At 46.5% G+C, this 26,165-nt stretch carries 26 protein-coding genes; 1 reads left to right on the top strand and 25 read right to left on the bottom strand.

Translation table 11 applies throughout. The features are described from left to right. Nucleotides 1-95 precede the first annotated feature (95 nt). The gene (locus I2B62_RS10360) at nt 96-5,249 is read right to left on the bottom strand and encodes an N-6 DNA methylase (RefSeq protein ID WP_243259486.1); all 5,154 of its coding nucleotides are present in this window, start codon (nt 5,247-5,249) and stop codon (nt 96-98) included. A gap of 989 nt (nt 5,250-6,238) precedes the next feature. After that, nucleotides 6,239-6,520 (bottom strand): TnpV protein, encoded by a 282-nt coding sequence (locus tag I2B62_RS10355; RefSeq protein WP_243259485.1) that lies wholly within the window; start codon nt 6,518-6,520, stop codon nt 6,239-6,241. A gap of 562 nt (nt 6,521-7,082) precedes the next feature. Between I2B62_RS10355 and I2B62_RS10350 the strand changes: the two genes are divergently transcribed. After that, nucleotides 7,083-7,358 (top strand): hypothetical protein, encoded by a 276-nt coding sequence (locus I2B62_RS10350; RefSeq protein WP_195268879.1) that lies wholly within the window; start codon nt 7,083-7,085, stop codon nt 7,356-7,358. Nucleotides 7,359-7,443: 85 nt separating this feature from the next. Here I2B62_RS10350 and I2B62_RS10345 read toward each other — a convergent pair whose 3' ends face one another. The 23 genes from I2B62_RS10345 to I2B62_RS10230 form a co-directional block, all read right to left on the bottom strand. Further along, nucleotides 7,444-8,016 carry a YodL domain-containing protein gene (locus I2B62_RS10345; protein ID WP_195268878.1) on the bottom strand — a complete coding sequence of 191 codons (573 nt, stop codon included), beginning with the start codon at nt 8,014-8,016 and terminating at the stop codon, nt 7,444-7,446. Beyond that, complete coding sequence (locus I2B62_RS10340; RefSeq protein ID WP_195268877.1) at nt 7,973-8,275, bottom strand: hypothetical protein; 303 nt, start codon at nt 8,273-8,275, stop codon at nt 7,973-7,975. Before I2B62_RS10340 ends, I2B62_RS10345 begins: the two co-directional genes overlap by 44 nt. A gap of 4 nt (nt 8,276-8,279) precedes the next feature. Then, nucleotides 8,280-8,816: a hypothetical protein gene (locus tag I2B62_RS10335; protein ID WP_195268876.1), complete on the bottom strand. Its 537-nt coding sequence runs from the start codon at nt 8,814-8,816 to the stop codon at nt 8,280-8,282. A 33-nt stretch (nt 8,817-8,849) separates the two neighbouring features. Beyond that, entirely contained in the window at nt 8,850-9,143 is a 294-nt protein-coding gene (locus I2B62_RS10330; RefSeq protein WP_195268875.1) for a hypothetical protein, read from the bottom strand. Beyond that, nucleotides 9,143-9,754 carry a hypothetical protein gene (locus tag I2B62_RS10325; RefSeq protein WP_195268874.1) on the bottom strand — a complete coding sequence of 204 codons (612 nt, stop codon included), beginning with the start codon at nt 9,752-9,754 and terminating at the stop codon, nt 9,143-9,145. The genes I2B62_RS10330 and I2B62_RS10325 overlap by 1 nt, the downstream gene beginning before the upstream one ends. Next, nucleotides 9,754-10,350 (bottom strand): hypothetical protein, encoded by a 597-nt coding sequence (locus I2B62_RS10320; RefSeq protein WP_195268873.1) that lies wholly within the window; start codon nt 10,348-10,350, stop codon nt 9,754-9,756. Before I2B62_RS10320 ends, I2B62_RS10325 begins: the two co-directional genes overlap by 1 nt. Nucleotides 10,351-10,404: 54 nt before the next feature. Beyond that, complete coding sequence (locus I2B62_RS10315) at nt 10,405-11,346, bottom strand: ParB/RepB/Spo0J family partition protein (protein ID WP_195268872.1); 942 nt, start codon at nt 11,344-11,346, stop codon at nt 10,405-10,407. Further along, nucleotides 11,300-12,127 (bottom strand): AAA family ATPase, encoded by an 828-nt coding sequence (locus tag I2B62_RS10310; RefSeq protein ID WP_195268871.1) that lies wholly within the window; start codon nt 12,125-12,127, stop codon nt 11,300-11,302. The genes I2B62_RS10315 and I2B62_RS10310 overlap by 47 nt, the downstream gene beginning before the upstream one ends. A 91-nt stretch (nt 12,128-12,218) precedes the next feature. Further along, entirely contained in the window at nt 12,219-12,536 is a 318-nt protein-coding gene (locus tag I2B62_RS10305; protein ID WP_195268870.1) for a transposase, read from the bottom strand. After that, a complete protein-coding gene (locus I2B62_RS10300) occupies nt 12,508-13,404 on the bottom strand; it encodes a Bro-N domain-containing protein (protein ID WP_195268869.1) in 897 nt (298 codons plus the stop codon). The genes I2B62_RS10305 and I2B62_RS10300 overlap by 29 nt, the downstream gene beginning before the upstream one ends. Before the next feature lie 221 nt (nt 13,405-13,625). Then, the gene (locus I2B62_RS10295) at nt 13,626-13,781 is read right to left on the bottom strand and encodes a hypothetical protein (RefSeq protein ID WP_243259478.1); all 156 of its coding nucleotides are present in this window, start codon (nt 13,779-13,781) and stop codon (nt 13,626-13,628) included. A gap of 196 nt (nt 13,782-13,977) precedes the next feature. Then, nucleotides 13,978-14,349 carry an MmcQ/YjbR family DNA-binding protein gene (locus I2B62_RS10290; protein WP_195268868.1) on the bottom strand — a complete coding sequence of 124 codons (372 nt, stop codon included), beginning with the start codon at nt 14,347-14,349 and terminating at the stop codon, nt 13,978-13,980. A gap of 35 nt (nt 14,350-14,384) precedes the next feature. Next, nucleotides 14,385-15,014 (bottom strand): DUF3786 domain-containing protein, encoded by a 630-nt coding sequence (locus I2B62_RS10285; protein ID WP_195268867.1) that lies wholly within the window; start codon nt 15,012-15,014, stop codon nt 14,385-14,387. Between the two features lie 74 nt (nt 15,015-15,088). Then, a complete protein-coding gene (locus I2B62_RS10280) occupies nt 15,089-15,454 on the bottom strand; it encodes a hypothetical protein (RefSeq protein WP_195268866.1) in 366 nt (121 codons plus the stop codon). Between the two features lies 1 nt (nt 15,455). Next, nucleotides 15,456-16,268, bottom strand: a complete 813-nt coding sequence (locus I2B62_RS10275) for a class C sortase (RefSeq protein ID WP_195268865.1) — start codon at nt 16,266-16,268, stop codon at nt 15,456-15,458. Between the two features lie 24 nt (nt 16,269-16,292). Then, a complete protein-coding gene (locus I2B62_RS10270) occupies nt 16,293-17,801 on the bottom strand; it encodes a SpaH/EbpB family LPXTG-anchored major pilin (RefSeq protein ID WP_195268864.1) in 1,509 nt (502 codons plus the stop codon). A gap of 13 nt (nt 17,802-17,814) precedes the next feature. Then, complete coding sequence (locus I2B62_RS10265; RefSeq protein WP_195268863.1) at nt 17,815-19,809, bottom strand: LPXTG cell wall anchor domain-containing protein; 1,995 nt, start codon at nt 19,807-19,809, stop codon at nt 17,815-17,817. Between the two features lie 234 nt (nt 19,810-20,043). Further along, nucleotides 20,044-21,066, bottom strand: a complete 1,023-nt coding sequence (locus I2B62_RS10260; protein ID WP_195268862.1) for a DUF3991 and TOPRIM domain-containing protein — start codon at nt 21,064-21,066, stop codon at nt 20,044-20,046. 415 nt (nt 21,067-21,481) lie between these two features. After that, the gene (locus tag I2B62_RS10255; protein WP_195268861.1) at nt 21,482-21,943 is read right to left on the bottom strand and encodes a hypothetical protein; all 462 of its coding nucleotides are present in this window, start codon (nt 21,941-21,943) and stop codon (nt 21,482-21,484) included. Between the two features lie 93 nt (nt 21,944-22,036). Then, nucleotides 22,037-22,408 (bottom strand): MmcQ/YjbR family DNA-binding protein, encoded by a 372-nt coding sequence (locus I2B62_RS10250; RefSeq protein ID WP_195268860.1) that lies wholly within the window; start codon nt 22,406-22,408, stop codon nt 22,037-22,039. 118 nt (nt 22,409-22,526) lie between these two features. Further along, a complete protein-coding gene (locus I2B62_RS10245) occupies nt 22,527-22,946 on the bottom strand; it encodes a VanZ family protein (RefSeq protein ID WP_243259477.1) in 420 nt (139 codons plus the stop codon). A 21-nt stretch (nt 22,947-22,967) separates the two neighbouring features. Further along, nucleotides 22,968-23,624, bottom strand: coding sequence for a DUF1905 domain-containing protein (locus I2B62_RS10240; RefSeq protein WP_195268859.1), 657 nt, complete (start codon nt 23,622-23,624; stop codon nt 22,968-22,970). Nucleotides 23,625-24,257: 633 nt separating this feature from the next. Further along, the gene (locus tag I2B62_RS10230; RefSeq protein WP_195268857.1) at nt 24,258-25,634 is read right to left on the bottom strand and encodes a hypothetical protein; all 1,377 of its coding nucleotides are present in this window, start codon (nt 25,632-25,634) and stop codon (nt 24,258-24,260) included. Nucleotides 25,635-26,165 lie beyond the last annotated feature (531 nt).

Here is a 26,165-nt window from a genome sequence, read left to right as displayed (position 1 = left end):
GCATATCACCTTGAAACACCGCTTGCCATAACATCCTAATTTTTAAATTTGCTACAATTTTATAAAATCCAGCATTAACAAAATGATTTCTGGACTTAACGCGTTCTTTCCTTGGTTTTCACCGTCTGTATTTCACCTTCCTCAGGCTCAGAGTCAATGAGCGCAATATCCTTGCTGTCCGCGGACAGCAGCGCATTGAGCTCAAACAGGCGGGCGGATTTTTCCTTGAGCTCCTGCTCCCGTGTAAAGGGCTTTGCCACTTCAATTTTCGCCTTCGCGAGCTGTGTCTTCGTGTTTTCCAGTGCTTCTTTTTTCTCATGAAGCGTTGTTTCAACGCCCTTGATGGCGTTGTTGATACGCGCGATATTCCCTTCGGGGTTGGTGCTCAGCGTGACCGCATACTTCATCTTATGACCGATTTTCAGCTTAAATTCCTGCGAAAAGGCTTTGTAGTGCAGGGTCATGGGCCATTCTAAATAGGTGCCAATGGGCACCGGGTCACTGCCGTTGATGCCCCGGCAGGCCTGGATCAAAGCCTCACCGGCCTTTACTTTATCCGTATAGATTTTCTGACCGACACGCATGGTAAAGGTCTCTTTATCCAGGGGGCCCTGAGCTTTGACATGCAAAACATCCTTTTCCAGCTGCTCGATGGTTTCCTCAAGCCCGGCGATCTCCTTCGGGTATTCCTTGCTGATCCGGTCCTCCAGACGGTATTTTTGAGACAAGTAGCTTTGTTTGAGTGTCTGAAGCTTGGAGACTTCAATGTCCAGGTCCATCTTCTCCTTGATTTGCGGATTGCCCGTTGCCAGGGCCTTGATTTCGGCAAAGGAGAGCGCCACATCATCCACGTCCTCCATGGTCCGGGCCGGGGATTTGCCCGTCATGATCTGGGAGATATAGCGCTGTTTATTCTCGAGGAGCTGGAACATGTAGGCGTCAAAGGTCCCCTTGGTAATGTAGCGGACAATCTGCACCCTGGGGTTTTGGTTCCCCTGTCTTATGGAACGTCCGCCCCGCTGCTCCAGATCCCGGGGCCGCCAGGGAATATCCAGATCGTGGGAGGCAATGATCAAATCCTGTACATTGGTCCCGGCCCCCATCTTCGCCGTGCTGCCCAGCTCAATGCGGATCACGCCGGTCCGCACTTTGGCAAACATGGCCTTCTTTTTGGCTTCGGTGTCGGCTTCGTGAATGTAAGCCACTTCCACATCGGGCACACCTTTCTGGATGAGTTTGGCCTTGATGTCGTCATAAACGTTAAAGGCGCTGTCCTTTTTCGGGGTCGAAAGATCGCAAAAAATGAGTTGGGTTAACCGTTTTTCTTCGTTTTCCTTCCACAGATTGTAGGTTTCCTGAACCAGGGCGTTGACCTTGCTGCCGGGATCGTCGGGCAGCATGGGGTTTAAGAGCCGCTGGTCCAGGGCCAGCTTGCGGCCATCGTTGGTGATGCACAGCATGTTGTCTACGCTTGGGTCCACTTGGCGGTTCCGAACCCTTTGGGCCCGCTCCACCAGGCCCTCGAGCATTTCCTTTTGAAATTCACTGGGCTCGGTTTCGATGACACGGTACATGGCCTCGGGCACTGGAAGTTTCAGCATGTCGGCCGTCTGGATGTCCGCGACCTCCCGAAACAGGGTCATAAGCTCTGGCAGGTTGTGGAACCGTGCGAACCGGGTTTTCATGCGGTAGGTGCTGCCTTCGGGCGCCAGCTCCAGGGCAGTGATGGTCTCTCCAAAGGTGCTCGCCCAGGCATCGAACATGGTCAGTTTTAACCGGTTAAGGGTGTGATATTGCAGGTAACGCATGAGGGTGAACATCTCAACCATGCTGTTGGAAATCGGGGTGCCGGTGGCAAAGATGACACCTTTTCCGCCCGTAAGCTCGTCCATGTAGCGGGTTTTTAAGAACATGTCCGTGGACTTCTGGGCTTCCGTCTGACTGATGCCACCGACGTTGCGCATTTTGGTATAGGCAAAGAGGTTTTTAAACTCGTCCGCCTCATCCACAAAGAGCCGGTCCACGCCCAGCTCTTCAAAGGTAATGACGTCGTCCTTGTCCTTTTGCCGCATCAGGGTCTGAATCTTTTTTTCAATGTTTTTCCGGCTGCTTTCAAGCTGTTTCACGGTCATGCGCTCCCCCAGCTCATATTTGAGTTCCTCCAGATAGCCAAGAATCTCATCGACCTGGATCTGGTAAAAAGCGATCTGGCGCGCATTGCTCAGGGGAATTTTCTCGAACTGGGAGTGGGCAATCAAAACCCCATCCCAGTCCCCAGTGGCAATTTTGGCGCAAAAATGCCGCCGGTTCTGCCGTTCAAAATCTCTTTTCGTGGTGACCAGCAGATTGGCGGAAGGATAGAGTTGCAGCCATTCAGAGGCGAACTGCCCGACGATATGGTTGGGCAGCACAAACATACTTTTCCGGCAAAGGCCCAGGCGTTTCTGCTCCATGGCGGACGCGATCATGGTGAAGGTTTTACCGCTGCCGACCACGTGGGCCAGCAGGGTATTGCCGCCGTAAATGGTCCGGGCAACCCCATTGAGCTGATGGGGTCTCAGGGTGTACTCAGGATTCATCCCATAGAATTTCAAGTGCGCGCCGTCATAGGTTCGTAACCTTGTCGCGTTAAAATTTTCATTATAATACTTGGTTAAGCGATCCCTGCGCCCGGAATCGGACCAGATCCAATCCTGAAAAGCCTGCTTCAGCTGCTCCTGCTTTTCAAGGGCCAGGGTGGTCTCTTTCTGATTCAGCACAGGTTTTCGATTGCCATTGTCATCAAAAATGTAATCATAGACCTTGGCGTCCTTTAAGTTGAGGGTGGTCTCCAGAATCTCATAGGCGTTTTTCCGGGTGGTTCCGAAAGTTTCATGGACCAGCACGCTCTCCCGGTCCAGCATCTTTCCCTCAATGCGCCACTCCAGGTTGTGGGGATACTGCCGGATTTTTATTTTACGCTGATAGTAATTGGAGGTCTCAAAGGTCTCGAAGGCGAAGTCCTGGATGTCCTCCTGGGGAATCCAGGTAGTGCCCAAGCGCACCGCAATCTCTGACGCGTCCAGGTCCTGTGGCTGGACTTTTTCCAGGGCATCAACGTTTTGGGTAAACTCTGGATAGGCGGCAGCCGCCAGTCTTGCGACCGAGAGCTTCTCACGCACGTTGCCGCTCAAATATTCATCAGCAGTCTGCCAGCCCTCGGCCCAGTTCCCTGCAAAGTCAAAGGGACCGCTCTCCGGCGTTTTAAAAATAACGCCCTTCAGGCTTTCAACCAGCTTTCGAAAAGGGGTCTCATCCAGTGTGATCAGGGGACCCCCCGTCTCCTGTTGGGGGGCAAACAGCCCCGGCTCCTGCTCGGATGTATAGAGCAATCCGGCCATATAGAGCAAATCGACCTTCGCGCGTTCGGCTAAGGAAACGGCCAGGGCTTCCGCTGCGGTATCGACATGGGTGATCTCAACGCGCGGCAGAATGGTGCGTTTGGTGAATAGATCGGCCTTGCGGACAAAGCTGCCCATGGGATCCAGAATTTCCAATGAACATAGCAGTGGGTAGCTGTGATCATCCCGGAAAACAAGCCGGTTGGCCTGGGTGTTAAGGCGGCCATAATGCTTCACATAGGCGTCATAAACCTGATTCAGACGCATTTGCTCAAGCGTGATGTCCTTATCCGGGTAGTCCTCCAGCTGCAGATCAATGAGCTTTCGCGTAATCTCTCGCAGGTCGATCATGCCCCGGATACGGTTTTCCGCGGTCTTGTTGGTGGTGATCCGGCGCATCTGGCTGTTTTCACGGTAGTAGATTTTGTTGTTTTTAAGGGTAAAGGAGAAGTTCCGGACGGAAAAGTCTGCTGGAATGGTCTCGGTTTCCTCCCCCTCCATGTCCTCCTCGGGGCCAAAATCGTATTCGAAAATATCGGACGGCAGGCGGCGGATGGCTTCGCTGAGCCGGTCGGCCAGACGTTCACCTTCTACGGCTTTACACCTTGTTTCAGGGCCAAAAGGGCCGTTCTCAACCACCATTTTTCCCAGAATCATTTTGGGATGGTCTACGAAGTAGTCGTTCATCTCTATGCCCGCATCGTCCATATTCAAAGCTGTCCAGGCTGGCAGTTCTTCTTTCTCCGGGACCAAAAAATCGCGACATTTAAAGAAGAGAATATCCGCGGTCACACGAGTACCGGCATTGGCGGTAAAGGTGTTGTCCGGCAGACGGACCGCACCCACGAGCTCGGCGCGTCTTGCGAGGTATTCCCGCACGGACGAATTTTGCTTGTCCAGGGTGCCTTTGGAGGTGATAAAGGCCACGATGCCGCCAGGCCTGACCGTATCCAAAGCCTTGGCAAAAAAGTAATCGTGGATTAAGAAGTTTTCCCGATTGTATTGGGGATCATTCACTTTAAATTGTCCATAGGGGACGTTACCGATGGCGACGTCAAAGAAGCCATCGGGGGGCTTGAAGTGTTCAAACCCACTGTTCACAATGTGGCTGTTTGGATAGAGCTGCTTCGCAATCCCTGCGGTGAGCGGGTCCAGTTCAACGCCGTAGAGCTGGGAATCCGCCATGCTTTCAGGCAGCAGGCCGAAGAAATGGCCGGTCCCGCAGGCCGGGTCCAGGATGTTTCCCTGACGGAAGCCCATGCGCTCAAGGGCCTGGTACATGGCCTTGATGACCACCGGCGGCGTGTAAAAAGCCGTCAGGGTGGAGGCTCGGGCGGTTTTGTATTCTTCTTCAGTAAGAAGATCTTTCAGTTGTTGATACTCGGTGCGCCAGCTGTCTTTGGTCGTGTCGAATGCATCAGGAAGGCCGCCCCAGCCAACATATCCGGCTAATATGTTCTGCTCCTCAGCGGTAGCCAGTCGTCCTTCGGCTTCGCATTGCTTCAGGGTCTTGATGGCGGCGATATTGGCTTTGAATTTCTCTTTTGGGCCGCCGGTTCCAAGGGTATCCTCCGTGATACGGTATTGATGTTGTTCCAGAGAGGCGGTAAGGATGGCTTTATCCGGGGCTGGCTCGTTGAAGTCTTCATGATTGGCGCTTTCCTGTACTGGACTTTTTTCATCCGTCCGATGCGCTTCAGGCCGTGTGGGCTGTTTATCAAGGTAGCGGTTAACAAAGGAAAGCGGTTCCCTGCGGAAAATCGGGAAACCAGTGCTCTGATTAAATGTAATATCCTGTAAAGATACTTCATTAAGTTCCTGATCAATGGCATCAACACGATACCTCCGGTCATCAATCTCGAGTTCCATCCCGACTGTAATTGCCTCGGCTGGCTTTTCAGGTTTGGTTCTCTCCAGATATGCCCGTTTTTCACTCGCCGCTTGGTTTTCGATGCGTTGAATCACTGCATCCGGCAGATCGTCCTGGTAGAACGTGATCTGTCCTTCCGGGGAAATATGCGCGATGGTCTGGTAATCGCCGTGTTCTTCCACCAGGCGGTTCCACACGGTCACTCCATTTCCAAGCAGGCCATAACCAAGCTGATAGCCGGGTACGTCCTTAGGTATCTCGGGTAATGATGACAGCGCTCTTTTTTCTTTTGTATCTAACTCAACGGTTTCCTCAGCCGTTTTTGGGACCGGAGTGTCTTCTGTTACTATATCCGGAGCCTGCTTTACTGGCGCAGGTTGCAGAATATGGGCTGATGTTTCCTGAAGCCTTTGATCAAAAACCTCCCGGTCGAACGTTTCGGTTAAAAGCGGATAGGCCTGGTTTTGCAGCTCCACCTGCTGATCATCCATACGAAGAATACGGTATTCGGTTGTCCCGAAGGCTATCGAATCACCCGCCTTTAGCTCAGACGGGCGTTCCTGCGCCAATAAAAAAGCAGAGGGGGTTTTCTCCTCTGCTTTTCCATCTAAAAGACGCTGCTGCTCTAAGGCGCTTGGGATGGGGCGGTAATGATCTGTGAAACGGTTAGTGCGGATCATCCGGTCAAGGCTCTTGGCCATGGATTGCCAGCTCACATGGCTTTCGGCTGTTCGGGTTTCAGACGTACCGCTCCAAAAACACAGGGCGTCCTCAGTGGCTTCATAAAAGACGGGCTGGCCATTTTTCAGGGTTAGCGCCGTCACCTCTTTGTTGAAAATGCGGTTAAGGTAACGGGCACGGCGCTCCGCTTCGGTCTGTTTTTCAAAAACCGCCTGAATCGTTTTTTTCGGATTCCGCAGGTGCGGGGTTATAATCAGGATTTCTTCAAAAATATCTTCTGGAAAAGTCGATACCGGCAATGCCGTACTTAATCGTAAATCAGTTCCTGAAGAATCTGTTCCTCCACGGTCCTCTGGAGGTTGTTCACCAGCCCGGTCCACCGCATGGGATTCTGAGCTTTCAGTGCCTCGTTGATCCCTTCCGCTGCCATCATCTGAGTCGTGATCAAGGCCATCCGCTTGCTGGCGCTTTCCTGTATCTCGGTTAAGTGGGCGTTGAGTTTCCCCTGGGTGAGCAGGTTCAGGTACAGGCCGTAGTGGTGTTGCATCAGGTAGGTTTTCCGCAGGCTCGCGTATTTGCCCTGTGGCATGGGCACTTCCTCCGGCACGGTCAGGTTGGGCAGCAGGTAATCGCCCTGCTGGCTGTAGGTGACGTTCATTTTTAACACTCCTTTCATTGAGTGGTGTTTTCTCTTGCTTCTCATTGTAGGCGGGTTCTTCCGTTTTTGCAAACATGCCCGGATCGATCTTTTCCTCCCGCTGTAGCCTGCGCGTGGTTTTCGCAACAGCGCTGAGGGCCATCGCCGTGATTTCACAGGTGGCACTGCCGATGATGTTAACCGTCTGGGGCGTGTTAAAAGTGGTGATCTCCCTGAAGTCATCGGCTTCAAAGAGGTCTTTGGTGTCCAGGCCGCAGCGCAGCATGAGCATGTAGGTCATGCTGTTCACCATCAGGTCCCGCAGGCGTTTGCTCAGGTTCAGGTCGTCCAGACCATCGAGGTAGCTGCCTGCCACACTTTGTTTCAGATCTTCCAGATAGTCTCTCAGATTGTCTTCACCGGCGTTGACACTGACGCTGATGATGGCCTGCATCAGATTGTCTCGGGCTTCAAGTGTTCCGAAGGTATCCTCAAGGGTTTCAATGATGGCCAGGTGGTATGGGTCCTGGACCTGCCAAAGGGGAACGGGACGGACGCGGTCTTTGTTCCAGCCTTCTTTGGTATCGGAAAGGTCAAAGTAGTGCTTCAGGTGAAGGCGGTCGCTTTGCTTGTCAAAGACCGCGATCCCTTTACTGCCCGGCTTCACCCACCGTCCAAAGCGACGGTTCCAGCGCTCTGTGGTGAGCACGGCGGTCACATCGGGGCGCTGCGCATAGACCAGGAGCTGCTCATCAAAGGGCAGGCGGAAGTTGGCGCTGGCGGTTTTTAAAAAGGCCAGCCAGTTTTCGGGCCGGGCGGTCACCTCCTGAAGGGTCGCGTTGTAAAGCGTGACAACGCTTTGGTATCTCATGGGGCTACCTTACGGGCCGCTTAAGAAACTGCGGAACCTCCGGGAAGCCTTCAGCGTCCACGTAAAAGGCCTGAACTTTTCCTTCCCGATGCGTGACGATAATATCACCCATACACAAAGGGTGCGTCTGATCCTGAAATGGCCGGTCATTTCGGTTGTGAAATTTGTACAGGTCGAGCAGTTCGGTCACCGGCGCCAGCATCCCCTGGTAACACTTCACGTAGTCCTCATGTTTAAAGCGGGTGAGAAACTGCTCAAGCGGCCCAAATCCGTAGTCGGTGTTCTGACGGTCTGGAATCTGATAGACTTCATAATAATCCAGCACATCGGAAAGCCCAGGGTTTTCGGGCCGGTAGCGGTTCCCCAAACGGACCATCTGCCGGGCAAACTCAATGGGGTGCCAAACGGTATCCTGCAGCTTAAAATGTCTGTGATCGACGAAGTAACAGGGATAAGTCACCGGACACCCCGTCATTGGGACAATGATAATGCTTTCACCGTCGGGGATTTCAAACAGATCCAGCGCGTGGATATCAACAAACGGGATCATGTGGGGGATTGGCTTGGGTTTCTTCATTGTTTTCATCTCCTTCTAACGCAGTATCCTGCGACGGAACGTCCTTTCGTTCAGGATCTGGTCCTGATGCTAAAAACGTCACCACGCGGTTGGCTTTGACACTTTTGATCAGTTCATTCAATGTGGCCATATCGTTTTTATTGCTGACTTCCAATGCGATGATATCATCAAGTGTCATACCGGCAATGGCTTTTTCGGTATTGTACCCGGCATCGATCAGACGCGTCAGAAGCCGGATGCCTTTGGTATTTTTGGCCATGGTCTCACCTCGAGTAATTTTTGTGCTGGCGCTTTTTAAATCGGCCGTTTTCATCGTAGTAGTCTGGCCTGGCATTGAGTGCGTCCCAGCCGCAGATTGATCCCGCATTCATGGCCGAAACCTGGGCCTTTGTGATACCGGCCGCTTCATTCAACTGTTTTGCTAAGCTTTTATTCTTTTCTGGATCAGAGGTTGAATCCGCACATTTAAAATACCCTGGTTCAAACCGCTTGATGACCACGAGCTCACCTGTTTCCAAATGTGTGCTGTAGCACTTCTCAGGCAGTTCATTTTTATCCTCTGTCATTTTTTCAAACTCTTTTTTGTAGTCAAGCGCCTCCATCACCCGTGTGCATAAATCGCGGATGGCGTTGTTTCGATCATTAAAATAGTGTCCATGGTAATAATAATCCTCTGGGGCGCATTTCCAGGTGACAAAAGGCTCCGGGGCCTTTGGATTATAGCCTAAAACAAAGGTATTATTGGAATCAACACTTACGCGGTCTGTGATCATATAGCCTTGATTGATTTCGTCTTTCACTGTTAAATTCTCCTTTTTTTCTTTTGTAACACGTTATTTTTCCATATCGTCGATCAGAATAAAGTTGCCGTTGCGGTCATACCGGTTTGGGTCCGCTGCTGGCCGCTCCCAGCCTAAAAGCATTCCGCCGAGCATGGCTTCTCTCTGGGCTTTAGTGACGCCCAATGCCACGTTGGCGCGCTCTGTGATCCGGCGGTTCATTTTCTGGTCCGGGGTGGAGAGCTCGGTTTTTTCATAGGTCAGCGCCCCCTTTCGTACCCGAACAATCTCGCCGGTTGAAAACAAGGTGGTATAGCAATAATCGGGCAGTTCTGCTTTTTCTTTCATCAGCGGGCTTCTCCTTTCCGGTTTTTTTCTTTCTTTTGTCTTTGTTTGATCTTCTCGAGGTTTTTCTTTGCCCATTCTGGCAGGCATTCGGGCTTCACGATTCCCTGAACGTCAGAACGTTCAAAGCGGGTATCCTCCTGGCTGTAGAGCTTTTTGATAAAAACGGCGTTCCCACGGGCAGTACCATGGGCTCCAAACCCACCCGTCACATAGCCCAGCTGGTACACCGCGGATTGGCACTCTGGCCGTAAAACTTCCGGCTTGATCGCAATGACTTTTCCCTCAATGCTTTCGGCGGGATCATCCGGGCAGCACATCTCCGGGATAATCACCGCCATGGGAACTGTGATCGAACTCAGGGTTTCCCGTGCCTGTTCAATCTGCGCTTTCACGCGGGTGGTAAACACATCCATCATATCCAGATAAGCGCCGGTTTCAATTTCAGAATATTGGGCGTAAAAGAGGAATACCTGACGATAAGCGCACAGGTACCGATCCGGCCCATAATCGCCGGGTTTCTCACCCAGTACAACGGTTTTATCTCCAATACACAGTTCTCGGGTAATCGCATAATCCCCACACTGCATGCTTTCATTGTTTTCTGCATTCATCAGCGCGCTGCTCCTTTCTTGATGATTTCTTTCTTCCGGAATTTCTTAACCGCTTTCTGAGCCCATTCCGGCAGGCTGCTCATATTGACAAGCCCCTGCACCTCGCTTCTTTCAAACTGGGCCTCTCTGCCGTCGTACACGTTCTTTACAAGAATAGCCTTTCCTTTAGGATTGGCCTTTGCGCCGGAGCCTCCTGTCACGTAGCAGATTTGTTGATTGGCCCGCTTGTATTCAGGTCTGAAAACCTCCGCCTTAATGACCACAAACTTCCCCATAATGCTTTTTGTGCGATCATCCAACCGACAGTGCTCCACAGGAATGGGCGCATTGGATCCCCCGAGCTTTTGCTCTGCTTTCCGAAGCGTGTTGATTTCTCCCTGAATCCGTTTGGTATAGCGCTCCAGCACTTCAAAATAGTCACCGACCGCTACCACCTCACAGCCTTTGTCCAGATGATCGAGATCATCATAGGCACACAGATAGCGTTTATCCGGGCTCTCGGCTTGTTTCTCTCCGAGAATAATCTCCTGGCTGCCGATGATCATTGAATTGATGATGCGGTAACCGTGAACGGTTCGTTTATCTTCTCCTGTCATAGCTAACTCCTTATCTTTTGTAACGGGAAAAGCGGCATTACTGCCGCTTTAGAACTACCTTGCCGATTGTTTCTGCCGTTCGCGCTTTTGGTATAGCTCTAAGGCTTTCACAATGGTTTCTTCCATTTTCTTCTCAGGTGTTCCTTTTGGAAAGAATTTGCTGATCCGTTCCTTCGGGATTTTGATTTTCTCCACCTGGTTGGGCTTTTCTTCTTGTAGAATGGAGAGAATGACCGCTTCGCTCAGCTTATTTTCCTGGGAAAACTGCTTGATTTTAGTTGCCTGAGCCAGTGAGGGGGTACAATCCTCATATTGCATGGCGTCCAGAAGCTGTTCCTGTTCGTCTTTGTTTAAATAAGATAAAGTAACTGCTGTCATTAACACAATCTTTTTTTCATCGACCATATCAAGAAGTGGTCTTATTAACTCAGTGAGGCGTATATATTTACGTATAGTTTCATGGCTTTGCTTATTTTCCTCTGCTATTTGATCTCTTGATGTTTTGCCTCTTAACTTCTGCAACTCAGTTGCAGAAGTTAAATCTGTGCGCATTCCTTGTCGATTCATTGCTCCCATTTTCATTTTATAGGCAAAAGCACGCTCAGAAGGTAGAATTTCTTCGCGTTGTAAGTTGCTATCTACCATAATGATTGTAGCCTCATCATCCGTAAGATTCCTGACAATACAGGGGATTTCCTTCATCCCAGCTAACCGGCTTGCACACTTCCTTCGATGCCCGGCCACCATCTCATAGCGGCCATTTGCTTTCTGACGGACCAGTGCTGGTACTAAAACACCATACTCCTTGATGCTCTCGGCCATTTCCCTCATGGCTTCGTCCTCCTTGATTTTAAATGGATGGTTTGGAAAGTCCTCAATCTGATCAAGTGGGATCTCCTGTACCTTTTCCCGGTTTGCGTCCAGTCGTTCTTCTTCGGTGGTAAACAGCTCATCGACACTGGGCAGATCGAGCTTGAGTTCTTTGCTTTTCGGCATTTTGCAGCACCTCCTTTGTGAATGCTTCGTAGGCTTTGGCAACTTTACTGCCTTTGGCGTGGGTATAAATGCTCTTGCCTTCCGCACTGGTTTCCGCCGCCGCAATGGCGAATGGTATGACGTTTCGGTAGATTTTCAAGGCACTGCCATATTGTTCCTGGATCGTTTCTGCGACGGTTTTGGTCATATTGGTGCGGACATCAGCCATGGTTAAAATAACCCCTTCAATGGTCAATGCTGGATTGATCTGACGTTGTACTTTTCCGATGGTCTTAATTAACTGCGTCATGCCCTTTGCCGGTAAGTAATGGGCCTGAACGGGAATAATGACGCTGTCAGCGGCGGCCAATGCGTTGATGGTAATCATCCCCAGACTGGGCATGGTGTCAATCAGGATATAGTCATAATCCTTTTTCAACTCCTGCACAATGCGCTTTAAAACATACTCCCGGCTCATCGCGGTAACCAGGGTCATTTCCATGGCTGAAAGCTCTAAGTCTGCTGGAATAAGATCAATGCCTTCTGGATGGTGTAAAATACCTTCTCGGGTATGGATGGGTTCATCCAGAATCGTTTCTTTCATCAGTGAAGCCATTGTAATATCGAGCTTTTCCGTATCGCGCCAGCCGAGTGAGGTGGTTAAATCCCCTTGGGGGTCTGTATCCAGGGTAAGCACCTTTTTTCCCTGATTAGCAAGGCCAATACCAAGGTTGACGGTCACGTTGGTCTTGGCGACGCCCCCTTTTTGATTGCAGATTGCAATCGTCTTTGCTTCTTTCATTTGTCTGTCCTTTCCTAATACTAAAAAACCGCTCAATCAATGATGAGCGGTTTGCCGTAAAAATTAAAAAAGGAATACGTTCGGTGTATTCCTAATCTGTTTCTTTCAATATTCTGTTTTGTTCATTTTCCATGCGCTTTTCAAACTTACTTTTCTTTTTCAGGTAATACGTCCAGACTTCTTCATAGGGTATCCAGATATCCGCTGCTTGGATTTTATCATAGGCTGCATTGACAATCGCCCGATTGTGGCGCTTGTCTGGTGCCTGCTTTAGGGTTTGATATTGTATCCGATAAGCTTCATAAAGCCAGGCGTTGATCTTCTCAATCTGTTTTTGTTTTAAATGGCTGATGCGTTTATCGGTTCGGAGCAGCCTGCCATCAATTGTCTGGTGATTTTTTCTTGACACCGGGTTCCTCCTGATCGGTTGCTTCCACATCTGGTAAAGCGTTTATCACTTCGTTGAGTACCTGTGTAAAATCAACAGCATTTTGGGAGGTGATCACTGGTCTTCCACTGCTGGCTTCGATGGCCTTTCGGGCATCCCCGGCAATGGCGCCGCCTTCTTTGGCGACTTGACGGTTTTCTTCAAAAGCTTCGGGTTTTTTAGCCTTGGATAACTCCGTGGTTGTGGCTTCGGCCAACATGTTTAAGACCAGTTCGAGGGTACTCATGTTGTCTCTGAGGTTTTCTTTTTTCAGACCTTTAAAATCTTTATAGTGCCGTGTACGCATCCCAGACCAGGCTTTTGTAATCTCATCTGTCAAAATGGCGTACTCCATACCTTTCTTTACACCACGGTTATCCCACTCATCGGTCAGCTCCTTGCGCACCTGAATGGCCTGCAATCGCTGATTGATCCATTCCCGGCTATAACCTTTTTTAAGGTAGGTTTCAAGGGCTCGGTCAATGGTCAGCTCGGGATCGATGGTTTCTTCAATCCGCTCACTTCCCACACGCGCCAGCCAGACTTTAAAGGGTTCTGCTTTTGGGGATGGAATGGACTGAATAATGCGCAGCAACTGTTCGGTATCCGCTACATCGGTCTGTCGCATTTTTCCATCGTTGGCCTTCATTTTCAACTGTACGATATTTTCGTACAGTTGAATCGCCCCTTCTGATTTCAGCTTTCTTTTTAAATCACTCCAATAACGCCTGGGATTTTCGACCTCTGTTAAAACAGCGATGACATCAATAATTGAGAAGTACCACTCTTCTTTTTCTTCATCCCATGCAGTGCGGATGATACTGTTTTCAAATAGCTGTATGTTTTCCATGTTTTCCCCCTTTAAATCTTATTTCCGGACGAAGATTCCACAAATAATATTTGCACGTCATCGAATATCGGGTACGCTTTATTTCTTTTTATCATTCATGTACACCACGTTGTGACTTTACTCAGTATCCTACAGAAATAATGACATCAAAGCTTTAAAAATCTACGGGTTTATCTGAATTTGCAATGTGCATATTTTGCACATTACCCGCTTCTGGAAGTTCACCTTCTAAAAAAACATTTTTGATATGCCTTGAAATAACAAAGCTCTGCTATCTGTGCTTTTGACAACCATACCGTATCCTTATCAAAGGTAACATCCACTTTTGTACTGCCGTCTTTGGTTGTATAGATTAGTAATGGTGAATGCTGATTCATTTATAATTCTCCTCGTAAAACAAACTGCTAAATAAAAACTAAAAACTTCCAATCTCAACGATTTTGCTGGCTTATTCAATTTTTTAGTTTTATGGTCATACATGCTTCTCCCAGGGAGATAAATTGTTCTTGTAGCCATACCAGCAATATGCTAAAACTGATAAAATGAGTATTTTCCCTCCGTGAGTCCACAATTCTACTTCTGTTTTTTCTTTGACGCCGTTAACTCAAAACTCTGATCGAGTAGCCATTTTAATTGATCGTCTTTGATACTGCCATCCAAAGCCAGTGTTAACCAGTTTTCTTTGTTCATATGATATGCGGGATAGACTCCTTGTTCATTTCTGAGTGTACTGATAAGCATCGGATCACACTTGACGTTCAACACATCGATCATCTCATCACTAGGTAAGCCTAACTTGTTTTTAGAAATATTCATCATAAGGGCAAACCATTTTTGATTGCTCTTATGTCTGAACACGGCATAATTGGGATACCTCTTCCAGGGATTTTCTTCATGTGCGCTGTATTGTTCTGCTATAAACTGTATTAACGCCGCTCTATCCATTGCAATTCTCCTTTTCAAATTCTATTTACCTACTGTTAAGACATCTGTTTTTCCATCATTTCACGAATGCGGCGAATGAGAACATGATTCGCAAACCATACGGTTTCATAGTGCATAAAAGACAATACATTTGCATCCCAGAAAAATTGGATCTCTGGTGCAAATTCATCATCTGAGTTCCAGAAACGAAACAGAAGGTCCAATCCACAAAACACGGGAATTTGTGCCGCCAGATCACCACCGTCAACAATCCTTCCTCCCAGTTTCTCCAGCACTTCACGCAGCATAGTCTCTCGATGGTCAAACAGTTTCACTTCCTGATGGAAAAAACCGGAACCAGAATCAGGCATCGTGCTGTGTAATTTCGAAATACTTTGCATATTCACAAACTGTCCAGATGGCACGGCATCTGGCTTTGACCAGCACAGAAGATCATATATCGTCATTGCTTCATTATAATTTGCTTCTCTGAACCCATCGATTTCCATATGGCTACATTCTACAAAGCCGGTTTTTCGGCCTATTCGGCAAATTCCCCCCATAAAGTCAACCGTCAAATACCTTTCATTAGCGTCTATGTTAAAGCGCTTTATCATATCCTCTTGGTTGTATTTCAAAAATTCTCCCTGCATTTGCCGCTTCATTTTTTCATAATTCGATGCCATTTCGTCCTCGTCTATAACTTTCGTTTTTTGCTATACCTGAATTATACCGTTTTCTCCTGAGGACAACAACGGTTTTATTCTCTTTCCTGAACATATTCCCTCTCCCGCGCATGTTCCTGTCCAATCCAATGATAATAATGTCGGCAAACCATCACACCGATACCATGCAAAGTAAATAGCAGCATCAGGACAAGACCGGCTAAGGATAAAATCAACAGTAGTGGCAGATCGTTCTTAATGGCTAGCCGTACCGGCAGAGCGATAAAGCCTGTAAACAACATCAGCAACTGTACCCCAAAGGCCGGTGGGTAACACTTTTTTATCCTTTTGCATTGCAGATAAATACGGACGATTAACAGGCATGTCCCCATGCAGATCATTAATGCCAAAGCGATGATCTCCATTGCATGACCTAAAAGCATTTGTAACCATGCTTCCATTTTACTTTCTCCTTCTTTTTATTTTGACATACCAGATCAACACCGCCACTGCTTCCAGGGTTACAAAAGAAAGGATCAATCCTTTGGTCGGGAGCGGTTCCTCTTCTTCTGTTGGCGGCATCCTGGGTGTTTCAGTGACCCGCCTGCCGCGTACCAACAGCCGATGGCTGTTGATCTGGTACGGGGTGCAGGTCAGCAGGGTCAAATAATCCTGTTCCGGGTCGGCTTTTAATGCTTCGGTCTGGTCGGGTTCAACCGTCAAAATCTGATCCACTTCATAGGTCAGGGTCTGATCTAAAACATGCAGGTAAAAACGATCCCCCATTAGAAGCTTGTCCAAATCGGTAAAAAGCTTTGCTCCGGAGTAACCGCGGTGGCCGGTCAAAACGGCGTGGGTACTGGCTCCGCCCACAGGAAGGGAAGTACCCTTCAAATGTCCAACACCTTCAGACAGGGCTTTATCGTCGGTCCCGTGATAGATGGGCAGATTGACTTGTATCTTTGGGATTTCCAAGGTTCCCATGGTGTTGTTGATGTTTAAAATTGTACGGTAAGGATCCGCATTGTCTGGCTGATTTCCAGAAAAAGGATCGTCAGGAATACCCGCATTTAGCTGTGTGTTATAACTGACGGCCTTCTGATACTCGATCTCCAGACGCTGGATGTTCATTGCTTCCGTACTCATTTGATAATCTTCAATGACTTTTCCTTGTCTTTGGGCGGCCAGAAAATAAACGACGTCGGTAAAGAAGAGACAGCCGATTCCCATCAAAAACAGGATAAACACGAACAGACAGGCGAAAAACCGTTTCATTTTCTGGACTCCTTTGAGCGTTATTTAGCGTTGTTTTTCCTGGCGGTGTCTGCGGATAAGGATCACGGTGGCTCCGCCTGCCAAAAGGATTAAGGCCGCTCCAATATAAAGTGGTGTCCGGTCTCCCATACCGCCGGTATAGGGCAGGTCGTAATGTTTAATATTCTCAATCATTATTTTATTGGCTTCATTGTGGGAGTTGCTGTTCACAGTCACCTTGACCGGGTATTTGAGCAGATTATAAGTCTTACCTTCATTGTCCGTTGGGGCCTGTGTTTCCACGATCCAGTAGTTGGTACTGTCGCCATAGTAGGCGTCCTGCCCCTTCTGTCCATAGGCCAGGCCCCAGAAGTGCGCGATGCCGTTTGCATCGGTGGTTACTTCCCATTCGAGTCGGTTGTTTTCCGGGTCCTTGACCGCGTTGATGTTTTTCTTCGCATCGGCTTCGGTGCGGTAGACTTTAAACTTAGCGCCCTGAAGCTTGACGGTGTTGTCTTCGGAATCGACCTTTAACAGGTTGACACCGCCGGTATGGACTTCGGGTTTCTCCTTGACGGACTGCGGCTCAAAGACGATGTCCAGGTTGTTCGTATAATAAATGGTCGCACCATTTGGAATCGGTTGTCCCAGACTGCCCTCGACGTTTTTGTTCACTAGGGTATTGAACTCAATATTCAGTGTCGCGGAGATGTCTTCTTTGTTGGGCAAAGATTTGGCGGCGGTTTGCTTGCCGATGGCGGTGAGCTGAACGGTGAGCGTTTGGCTGTTGGCCGTATTTGGTTCTGTCACGGTGTAGCAATCTGGTGTCATGAGCACGCGGTTCTTTTCGGTATCTACGCGGTAAAGCTTCAAACTTCCGGGAACATAATCTAATCGGGTGTCGATGGTATCGGTGACCGTGTAGTCTTTACAGGTTGCCACGTCATCTGGCAGCGTGGTTTCGATAATCCACTTCACACTCTGTGAAATATCCGCGGTGTCATGTTTGTTTTCCAGCTCGGTCACAAATTTATCAATTTCTGGCCCCGGCTTAATTTTATTTTTCGGGAACACGTGGACGTTGTAGATCCAACCGTCGCCGGTGGGGTTGGTGAGGGGAACAGATACCAAACACGGGTCGGCTTTGATGGCGATGGCCGGGTTTGTTTGTTCTTCCACTTTGTAGACCCCCATGGGCAGGTTACTGTTGCCGCTGATGGTGACCGAACCGTCTGTGCCAGTCATCACGGTTTGGATATTCCAGGTGGTATCTACCTTCGTGTTGTCGGTATCCTGCATTTTGGTCACTTTAAACGCGATGCCCGGAAGCGGAACCGCATCGGCCGGAACAACATCGGTCTGCTGACCGGTGCCTTCGGTGGTCGAATGGCTCATATCCTCCATCCGGTATTTATGAATGGTCAGGCTTCGTTCCACTGACGTATCGGGTGATCCGGTGGCCGCAAATGTCGGCGTACAGCTTGTACACAAGACGGCCAATGACAGGGCAATGCCGCCAAGTTTCTTGATCCATTGGTTATTTTTTAAGTTCATTTTTTTCTTCCTTTCACTTTTGGTTTGTCTTTTTATAGGTGTTTCGCTTTTTGAATACCAGGGCAGCACCTGCACCTGCAAGGATGAGCACAATGCCGATGAGCATTAACGCGGTTCGATGATCTCCGGTACCGCCGGTAAAGGGCAGCTTGTGGTTCTTGCTGTTCATGACCGTCAAGGTGCTGTTGTCCTTGGAGAAGGCGGGCGCATTGCCCTTAATGCTTACTTTTACCGGTTCGGACGCTTCAGGATCAATGGTCACGCGCCATTGTCCGGTAGGCTTTTCGTATCCGGGAACGGTTTTCGTTTCGACCAGCTGGTATTCTCCGGCATACAGGTTTCCAAAATCGACCGCTCCGTCACTCCCGCTGATTCGTGTGCCCTGAACCATGGTCCAGCAGGTGGTCACCTTATCGGATTGCAATTCATTGTGTGTATGGTTTTTATCACAGCTGTACAACACAAAAGTGACGCCTTTTAAGGGCTGTTTGGTTTCCGCGTCCAGTTTTTTAAAGTTAAAGGGGCTCTTTTTCGGCTCATTGGTTTTAGAGACGGTCACCACATCCCGGATGCCGTCAATGGTAAAGGGCAGTTTTGTTTGATCCAGTTCATAGCCTTTTGGGGCGGCGATCTCCATAAAGTAATAATCTCCAAAGACTAAATCACTGACCTCCCATCTCCCGTTTTCATCAGTCACGCCTTGCTTCAAAAGGTTATCTTTCGTATCGTACAGGCCAAAGGTCGCTCCGGCCAGTTTTTCTTTGGTGCGGTTATCTGTTTTCTGTAATTGTGCGTCTCCGGTTGCTCCGGTAAAGTTTGCCCGGAAGCTGCCGCTTAACGGACTTTGACCGACGGCAAGGGAGACGAAAAGTCTCTGGGTGTCCGGGACGTCCGGCGCGTAAATGACACAGGCGTCTGGGATTCCCACATCACTGCTGTGCCGCTTGATGGTTGTCGGGATAATGTTTGCCGTGACTTCGCCTTGATAACTGCCGCTTGCGTATAGCATAAAATCGTCGTCATCATAAACGGTAAACTGGTCTGTTACATCACTGTAAACCTGTCCGCTGGTGTTTCGCAGCAGCGCATGAACACCACTCGGCAAAGTGACCGTATAAGTGCCATGATCAGCGATATTGTTACAGTAGGTCTGAAACCAGCCGGTTTCCTGACGTTTGGTACCTGCGTTCCAGATCGCTTCCTCGCGTTCCGGAACAATGCTCCAGCTGGCATCCCAGTTATTTGGGTTTTGATAGCTGAGGGTGTTTACAAGGTTGGCAACCGTGGGATCGGTCATATAATAATTCGTATAGGCCCCAATCCCCGCAATGACACGGATGGCCGCCCAGGTTTGAACATAATACTCGCCGTTCTGACCATCATGGAAGCCGTGCCACATAACATTTCGAATGCGCCAGTTCTGCACGTTCCAGCTTTCCCGGTTGTAGGTGACCAGACCGTTGGGGCCGACGACTTCTGAGGGAATGTTGAGGGATGGATCGGCGCAGTAGGCGATCTGATCCACGCCGTTATCGGATATTCGGATAATGGGCGTGGTCGTGGTAATAATGTCCGTTCCGTCGGGGCTGGCAAAGTCTGAACTGTAGATGACCCCATCATCCCAGCCTGCGGCACGCTGAAATTTTTTGTAGTAGGGTTCATCCCCAAAGCTTCGGCTTACCAATGTCCTGAGACTCGTAGAACAGGTCACGGTTCCGCCGCTTGCGGTTTCCCCGAGAATGTAGTTGCCGGAAGCATCAACGCTGCCGGTATCCTCTGTGGGCTGTATCCCATTGGTCTCAAGTACGCCTTCTTCCTCCGGCGTCAAAGGTGGTGTCACCTCAGCCTCTTTTTGTCCTCCCGACTCCTCTTCAGTGGCTTCGGTTTGTACCGGATGGCTGTTTTGTTCTTTGGCTTTTACCGGGCCTTCGGCTGTAAAACCGGCGCAGTAGAATAACATCAGCAGCGCCATCCAAACGACCATCGCTTTTTTAAGTTTTAGGCTCATTGAGTTTCGTCCTCCTTCTTAATTTGTGTTTCACTTTTAACCTCCTTCATGCGAACTATCTATGTAAACCGCCAAAAGGCGTTTATTGTTGTCCCATTGGGTTCAGCCTAATGCTGCTGGTTCCAATCCTTGAAAAGAAATACAAATAGGGGGCTGCCTGATTTGCACAGGCGAGGCTTATGCCCCCAGGATATAAAAAAGCAGCCCTCAATTCTTTTGATTGAAAGCTGCTGGTCAGCGGCACAAGGCATTTTGATTCTTTTGTCGCTTGTATTTTTCCTGCCTTTCGGTCATTTGTCTCAGGTCATCATTCCAGTCTTTGAGTTCAGGAAGGCGCTTGTAAAAATGATCACCTTCCTGAAAGCGCTCTGGGAAGGCCTGCTTGACCATGACTTTTGTCCTTTCCATAAACTTCTCAGACGGGATGATGCCCATGGTGTTGCGCGCATCGTTATCCACACAGAATATGATCTGGTCGATCTCGGAGTGTGCGCGCAGATAGGTCAGAATCGGTTCATACTTGTGGCCATTGGTCGCGATGAAATGATCCTGGGTATTATAAAGATAAGATGGATTTTGCCTGTTTTTAATGGTCATGTAGGACATGAGGTCAATGCAGGCCTCGAAAATAAGCAGACGGTGATTGCTACCTTCTTTGGTAAAGCCATACCGTTCATCGCTTCCGGGCACAATGAACTTAAAATGGTCCTTTCCCTCACGGTCATAAGTACCGCGCAGAAAGGCAGAGACGGGCTGTCCCTGTTCATTAAGGCTTAGGAAGACGCAGTTATTGTGTTTATCCATGTAGAGCTTCTTCTGCTCGATAAAATACTGAACGACGGGCTGGCTGATCTTGCGGGTTTTAATCAGGTAAGCAAAAAGGTTCCGGTAGGGCTTCTTTCTTTCAGGAAGCACAAATGGCGCAGGCGCTTCTTTTTCTTTTGTAACCGGCTTAGCCGCTATCGGACACGCTAGTATCCTGATTTGTTCAGGCGTGCCGTAACGGCCATAATCTAAGAGCTGCTGCATGGCTTCCTTCCAGCTGATATCCTGAAGCCAGGTGACGAACTGGACAATTCCGCCACCGATACTGCTGTAATGGTAATGCCATTCTCTGCCGTCAAGGGTCAATTCAAGGCTGTCGATTCCTCTGACTAAAACATGCTTCGGTCGATAATCCAGTTCAAGACCGATTGCCCGGGCGTAGTCAAGGATGTTGATTTGATTCACAAAGGTGATTTGATCATCACTGTACATAAGCTCTCCTTTCCAATAAAAAAAGCAGATTAACTCTCTGGATAAAAAGCTAATCTGCCAACTCTATTTACAATTTAATTTTTAATAAAACCTTTTTTAATCAATATTTTTTGTCTTTTCATACAAAACACCTCATTAAAAATCCATTGATTATCCATTAAGTAGTTATGGGACTTTTCTAACATTTTTCTAACAAATGGATAAAAAGTGGCCAATATCAGTATTTCGCATGTCGTCGGTATTTATAGTTCTGAAATGCTTCAAAACCTTTATTTATGCGGTGTTAGGTAATATTAATTCATTCTATTTGGCAAGCGTTAATTTCAGTCTAAATGTTAATAATATACCCTGATTTTGGTTTTTAAACCCACAATGTAAGCCTTTTTTTATTTTTCTAACAAAATTCTAATATACTCTACTTAAATCTTTTTTCTCTTTCATGTCTTGATATTTCCATATTTGGCGGACAACAAACCATAAGTGTTTTGGTGCCACTTGATGGCATAAGAATTTCGGCATTAATATTCTCTTTGTTCATACTGTAAATGAACTGTAGAATCCAAGCGCAAGGGATGTTAATACCTGTTTGTTTTGCCAGTTCAGTTTGTTTGAAAACACCAGCAATTTTTATTATTCTTGTATCATTAGCGTCAATCATATCATTAAAAAGGTTGTGGTTTTCACAAAACTTTTTTCCATAGCCACAACAGCCGTCAGCACAAAAAGGAATATATAAATTTCCTTTATTTGTAAACAGAGCAAACGCGTTACCCTCATCTGCACCGTTTTTATTTATCACTTTTTCAGCTTCCTTTACCATGGCCTCAAACTCCATGTCTACTCTCCTTTGTATTCCTGCGTATTTTTTAATCATCATTCTTCTCCCAGAAAGATAAATTATTCTTGTAGCCATACCAGCAATGTGTTAAAACTGATAAAATGAGCGCTCTCTCTTCACGAGTCCACGATTCTACTTCTGTTTCTTCTTTGATGCTGTTAATTCAAAACTCTGATCGAGTAACCATTTTAATTGCTCGTCCTTGATACTTCCATCCAAAGCAAGCGTCACCCAGTTTTCTTTGTTCATATGATATGCGGGATAGACTCCTTTTTCATTTCTGAGTGTACTGACAAGCATCTGATCACACTTGACGTTCAACACATCGATCATCTCACTACTGGTTAAGCCTAACTTACTTTTAGAAATACTCATAATAAGGGCAAACCATTTTTGATTATCTTTATGTCTGAATACAGAATGATTTGGATACTTCTTCCAGGGGTTTTCTTCATATGCGTTATATTGTTCTGCTATAAACTGTATCATCTGGGTTCTGTCCACTGCTATTCTCCTTTTTATTCCCATTTTCTTTAAGACATTTACATGTTTGCCAAAAGTACAATCATAATCAATAGCGTTAACATAACTCCTCCAATAAAACTGATCATATTTATCAACGTTATCCAATTTTTGCAATTGTTATTTTTGAAATAACAATTGCAACAACAATTCCTATTATTCCACCTAATGAATTAGAAATAATATCCGTGATATCACTTGCACCAATAGCAAAAATATATTGTATTCCTTCAAAAAATAAGCTTGTAAGAATGACTGGAATGAATTGTTTTATTAACATTTCCTTTTCCAAAAGAACATGAACAAAAATGCCAAAAGGTATAAATACTAACATATTTTGAATGATTTCATTAAAATTCATTTTGTTATTTACAATAGCCGATTCACTAAATGGAATCAAGTTAAGACTTCTGAAATGTGGCAAATCTTCAAAAGTAAACTGTAATTTGAAAATAATAATCCATATCAAAATTACACAGTAAAAGATAAACAAAACTAAAGTGAATTTTTTCGATTTCATTTTAATCTATCCTTTATCTTTCTAATCAACTCTAATTCCTAAATAACTTATTATACTGTCAAGATTAATATCTTTCTTATCATAATAATGTCCTTTATAATACAAAACAAGATGGTTAATTTGCTCCTCTTTCACATTAACAATACAACACTTTGGCAAACTAAATTCTTTCCGCTTGGTATAAGTTATTTTATCATCGTGTATAATACCAAAATAGTCCAATGTTTCTAACAGTTTTGAGAAAGAACACTGCCATGCTTTTGCGTGCATAATATCTATAACTTCATCTACACTAAGTCCAGTTAGCATAGCAATACATATTTGACCGCAATATCCGTCTTTTGGATAAGTAATAGCATGAATATTGTCAATTTTTCGTATAGGGTTTTCCTTTGAATATGGACTATCATGATTTATTCGGGTTAATCCGCTAATGATTTTAAAGGAAATACTAATCTCATCATCACAATTAATCTGATTTACAATATTTTTTGTAATTGGAATGTAATAGATCCCCTCTCCTTTTGGAATGAGGCGGCACTCAAATGTACAGCTTTCTATGGAAACTTTTACTGGAATCAACCCCTTTTGATCACACTCTTCCCATACATTAAAAGGAATTTTTATGAAATATCGATTTCCCGATTTGAATAGTTTTTCTTCAAATGTATATGTCATTATACTTTAATTTCCTTCCAGTACAAACTTACAAATTTTAGTTTGTTGTAATACTTTAATTATACCGTTTCACTTGAAGTACAACAACTGATTTATTCACGTTTAAGATCATATTCCCTCTCCCGCACATGCTCCTGTCCAATCCAATGATAATGATGTTGGCAAACCATCACACCGACACCATGCAAAGTAAATAGCAGCATCAGGACAAGACCGGCTAAGGACAAAATCAACAGTAGTGGCAGATCGTTCTTAAGGGCCAGCCGTACCGGCAGGGCTATAAAGCCTGTATACAACATAAGTGCCGTGCAGAAAGGCAGCGACGGGCTGTCCTTGGCTTAGGAAGACGCAGTTATTGTGTTTATCCATGTAAAGCTTCTTCTGCTCGTTAAAATACTGGACAATGAGCTGGTTGATCTTGCGGTTTTTGATGAGATGGGCGAAAAGGTTCCGATAGGGCTTCTTTTTTTCAGGAAGCACAAATGGAACAGGCGCTTCTTTTTCTTTTGTAACTGGCTTTGCTCCTATTGGACCCGCCAGTATCTTGATTTGTTCAAGCGTACCGTAACGGCCATAATCTAAAAGCTGCTGCGCTGAAGTAGAGTATCTACTCGATATACGAGTCGATATTGATTATTCGCTATACTTTTTTTCTTTTTGGATATGGGCAATATACTCTCTAATATGCGCGTTACTGTCATAATGACATTCATTCATGATTTCAGAGGTTAACCATTTTTGCCTTATAAGCTGTTTAACGGCTTCTTCACGGCAACCGGAGCAAAGCGAATTTCGGTATATGTAATCCAGAAGCTCTCTTGGATAGACCCGACACACTCCCTGTTCAAACGCCCAGAGTATGTGCCGCGTTATTCCATGCCAACCGCTCACATTGGAGTATGTAACAGGCAAACGGTATAAAGCCTTGAGCAGTGCATTTTTATCATTTTTACAATAGTTCGTAATCAGCATACAGATCGCATTTGCTGTGTGTACTTTTTCCGACAGCAGTTTGAGGGCCAATATTCTTACTGCCTCATCCCGGCATGTTTCAAGCACCTTAAGCGCAGCCTCTTGGAGCTGTGGATTTTCCGAACAGACGTCTGCGATAATCGCTTCGCATGGACCGGGAAAATCTATTCCGAAAAATGTAGAAAGGAGCACTGCCTTTACTGATGGTTGATCACAGGCAAGAATATGCTCTGCTAATTTTTTCTTTTCCTCATCACTGGCGGCTCTCCTGAATTGGACTCTTTTAGCAATGGATAATTCGCCAGTGGCGGCCTTTTCTAAGAGCTCGTCGGCTGTGTCTGCCATTTGGGTCGGCACTGGTCTCCGTTCACGATTTACTCGTTCCTGTTCTCTGATCTGGTCGCAAAAGCAAGCCAGTGTTTCTGAATCCTCAGCTGCTTTTAAAAGGTTCTTGCAGATACGTTTCTCTCCGAACTCACTTTTACCATTGTCAATAAAGCACCAAAAGTCGTCTACAGTAAAGCGGGATTTTTTAAACAAAGCTCCAATATCGGATGCTGTCGAAAGATACCGGTCAATGCCATCCAAGGATGTTAAAACGATGCACAGTGCTTCAAAATCCCACGCAAGACTCCATGACGCTCTTGAGCCGTTATGCGCACGGAGAAGCTTTTGATAAAGGACATTGTATTTTTCGTAAAGGGCGGCTCTTGCTTCTGCATTTCCGGCCTGCGCAAAACACAGGAGAATTTCACAATAATGGGTGAACCGCCACTTTCCCCATCCATTTGTTGAGCGTATTTTTTTAAATGCAGCGACAACTGGCTCAACAAAATATGCCTCATTATCATAGTGGGCTGCAAGCTCATAGAGATAGCGCGCCCTGGTTCCCTCACATTGGGTGTCAAACGACAGATTTCGCAGACATCCCCAGAGAATGATATCACGATACTGCTCCATATCGCTGGCAGATTGGATTGCCAGAGCGCAGCTGCCCAAGCCGCGCTGCATTGCATACTTAAAATCTGATTTTGTCATATAATTACCTTAACTTTCATTTTATCTTGAACAGTATCCAATGTATTTGATCTCTTGCTATAAAAAAGATTCAATTCGTATAAGCTCATCTTGCTTTGTCCAGAATAACCGTTAACAAAATCGCTTAATATAAACAAAAAACTTCTGTCAACCAAAAAGGCTTATGACAGAAGTTTAAGAGATGCGTAAAACTTTATTATGCTGTCTTTGTAGATTGAGGGTTACCGACTTATTGTAAACAAAATACGGCTGTGCATCAGTAAAAGATTCTCACTTAATTTTCCAGAGTAACGAGGTTACTTTCCTTTAACAGGACTCTCTACAAATTTCTTTTATTTGTTATACTTATAATAACATAATAGCAGGTTTTTTGAGAAAGTCAATAGTTTACCTCTATAAATACAAAGATATCTATTGGTCCAAAAAACCTTTAAATTCTTTATTTATAAGGGTTTTCTTAGTTTATATAAGTTTGTGGGCCCTCCGGAGCATCAGGATAATTCCAACAAAATTAATCGTCATCAAAAATCC

The organism is Eubacterium sp. 1001713B170207_170306_E7, assembly GCF_015547515.1.
Lineage (GTDB): Bacteria > Bacillota > Clostridia > Eubacteriales > Eubacteriaceae > Eubacterium.
The sequence above is the reverse complement of the archived record's forward strand: the minus strand, read 5'-3'. Positions and strand labels throughout refer to the sequence as shown.

Excerpts from the sequence above, each read along its gene's own strand:
- I2B62_RS10360 (WP_243259486.1), bottom strand. The coding sequence starts at position 5,249 with ATGGAACTCGAGATTGATGACCGGAGGTATCGTGTTGATGCCATTGAT.
- I2B62_RS10355 (WP_243259485.1), bottom strand. The coding sequence starts at position 6,520 with ATGCCACAGGGCAAATACGCGAGCCTGCGGAAAACCTACCTGATGCAA.
- I2B62_RS10345 (WP_195268878.1), bottom strand. The coding sequence starts at position 8,016 with ATGAAGAAACCCAAGCCAATCCCCCACATGATCCCGTTTGTTGATATC.
- I2B62_RS10340 (WP_195268877.1), bottom strand. The coding sequence starts at position 8,275 with ATGGCCAAAAATACCAAAGGCATCCGGCTTCTGACGCGTCTGATCGAT.
- I2B62_RS10330 (WP_195268875.1), bottom strand. The coding sequence starts at position 9,143 with ATGAAAGAAAAAGCAGAACTGCCCGATTATTGCTATACCACCTTGTTT.
- I2B62_RS10325 (WP_195268874.1), bottom strand. The coding sequence starts at position 9,754 with ATGAATGCAGAAAACAATGAAAGCATGCAGTGTGGGGATTATGCGATT.
- I2B62_RS10320 (WP_195268873.1), bottom strand. The coding sequence starts at position 10,350 with ATGACAGGAGAAGATAAACGAACCGTTCACGGTTACCGCATCATCAAT.
- I2B62_RS10315 (WP_195268872.1), bottom strand. The coding sequence starts at position 11,346 with ATGCCGAAAAGCAAAGAACTCAAGCTCGATCTGCCCAGTGTCGATGAG.
- I2B62_RS10310 (WP_195268871.1), bottom strand. The coding sequence starts at position 12,127 with ATGAAAGAAGCAAAGACGATTGCAATCTGCAATCAAAAAGGGGGCGTC.
- I2B62_RS10300 (WP_195268869.1), bottom strand. The coding sequence starts at position 13,404 with ATGGAAAACATACAGCTATTTGAAAACAGTATCATCCGCACTGCATGG.
- I2B62_RS10295 (WP_243259478.1), bottom strand. The coding sequence starts at position 13,781 with ATGAATCAGCATTCACCATTACTAATCTATACAACCAAAGACGGCAGT.
- I2B62_RS10290 (WP_195268868.1), bottom strand. The coding sequence starts at position 14,349 with ATGGATAGAGCGGCGTTAATACAGTTTATAGCAGAACAATACAGCGCA.
- I2B62_RS10285 (WP_195268867.1), bottom strand. The coding sequence starts at position 15,014 with ATGGCATCGAATTATGAAAAAATGAAGCGGCAAATGCAGGGAGAATTT.
- I2B62_RS10280 (WP_195268866.1), bottom strand. The coding sequence starts at position 15,454 with ATGGAAGCATGGTTACAAATGCTTTTAGGTCATGCAATGGAGATCATC.
- I2B62_RS10275 (WP_195268865.1), bottom strand. The coding sequence starts at position 16,268 with ATGAAACGGTTTTTCGCCTGTCTGTTCGTGTTTATCCTGTTTTTGATG.
- I2B62_RS10270 (WP_195268864.1), bottom strand. The coding sequence starts at position 17,801 with ATGAACTTAAAAAATAACCAATGGATCAAGAAACTTGGCGGCATTGCC.
- I2B62_RS10265 (WP_195268863.1), bottom strand. The coding sequence starts at position 19,809 with ATGAGCCTAAAACTTAAAAAAGCGATGGTCGTTTGGATGGCGCTGCTG.
- I2B62_RS10260 (WP_195268862.1), bottom strand. The coding sequence starts at position 21,066 with ATGTACAGTGATGATCAAATCACCTTTGTGAATCAAATCAACATCCTT.
- I2B62_RS10255 (WP_195268861.1), bottom strand. The coding sequence starts at position 21,943 with ATGATGATTAAAAAATACGCAGGAATACAAAGGAGAGTAGACATGGAG.
- I2B62_RS10245 (WP_243259477.1), bottom strand. The coding sequence starts at position 22,946 with ATGAAATCGAAAAAATTCACTTTAGTTTTGTTTATCTTTTACTGTGTA.
- I2B62_RS10240 (WP_195268859.1), bottom strand. The coding sequence starts at position 23,624 with ATGACATATACATTTGAAGAAAAACTATTCAAATCGGGAAATCGATAT.
- I2B62_RS10230 (WP_195268857.1), bottom strand. The coding sequence starts at position 25,634 with ATGACAAAATCAGATTTTAAGTATGCAATGCAGCGCGGCTTGGGCAGC.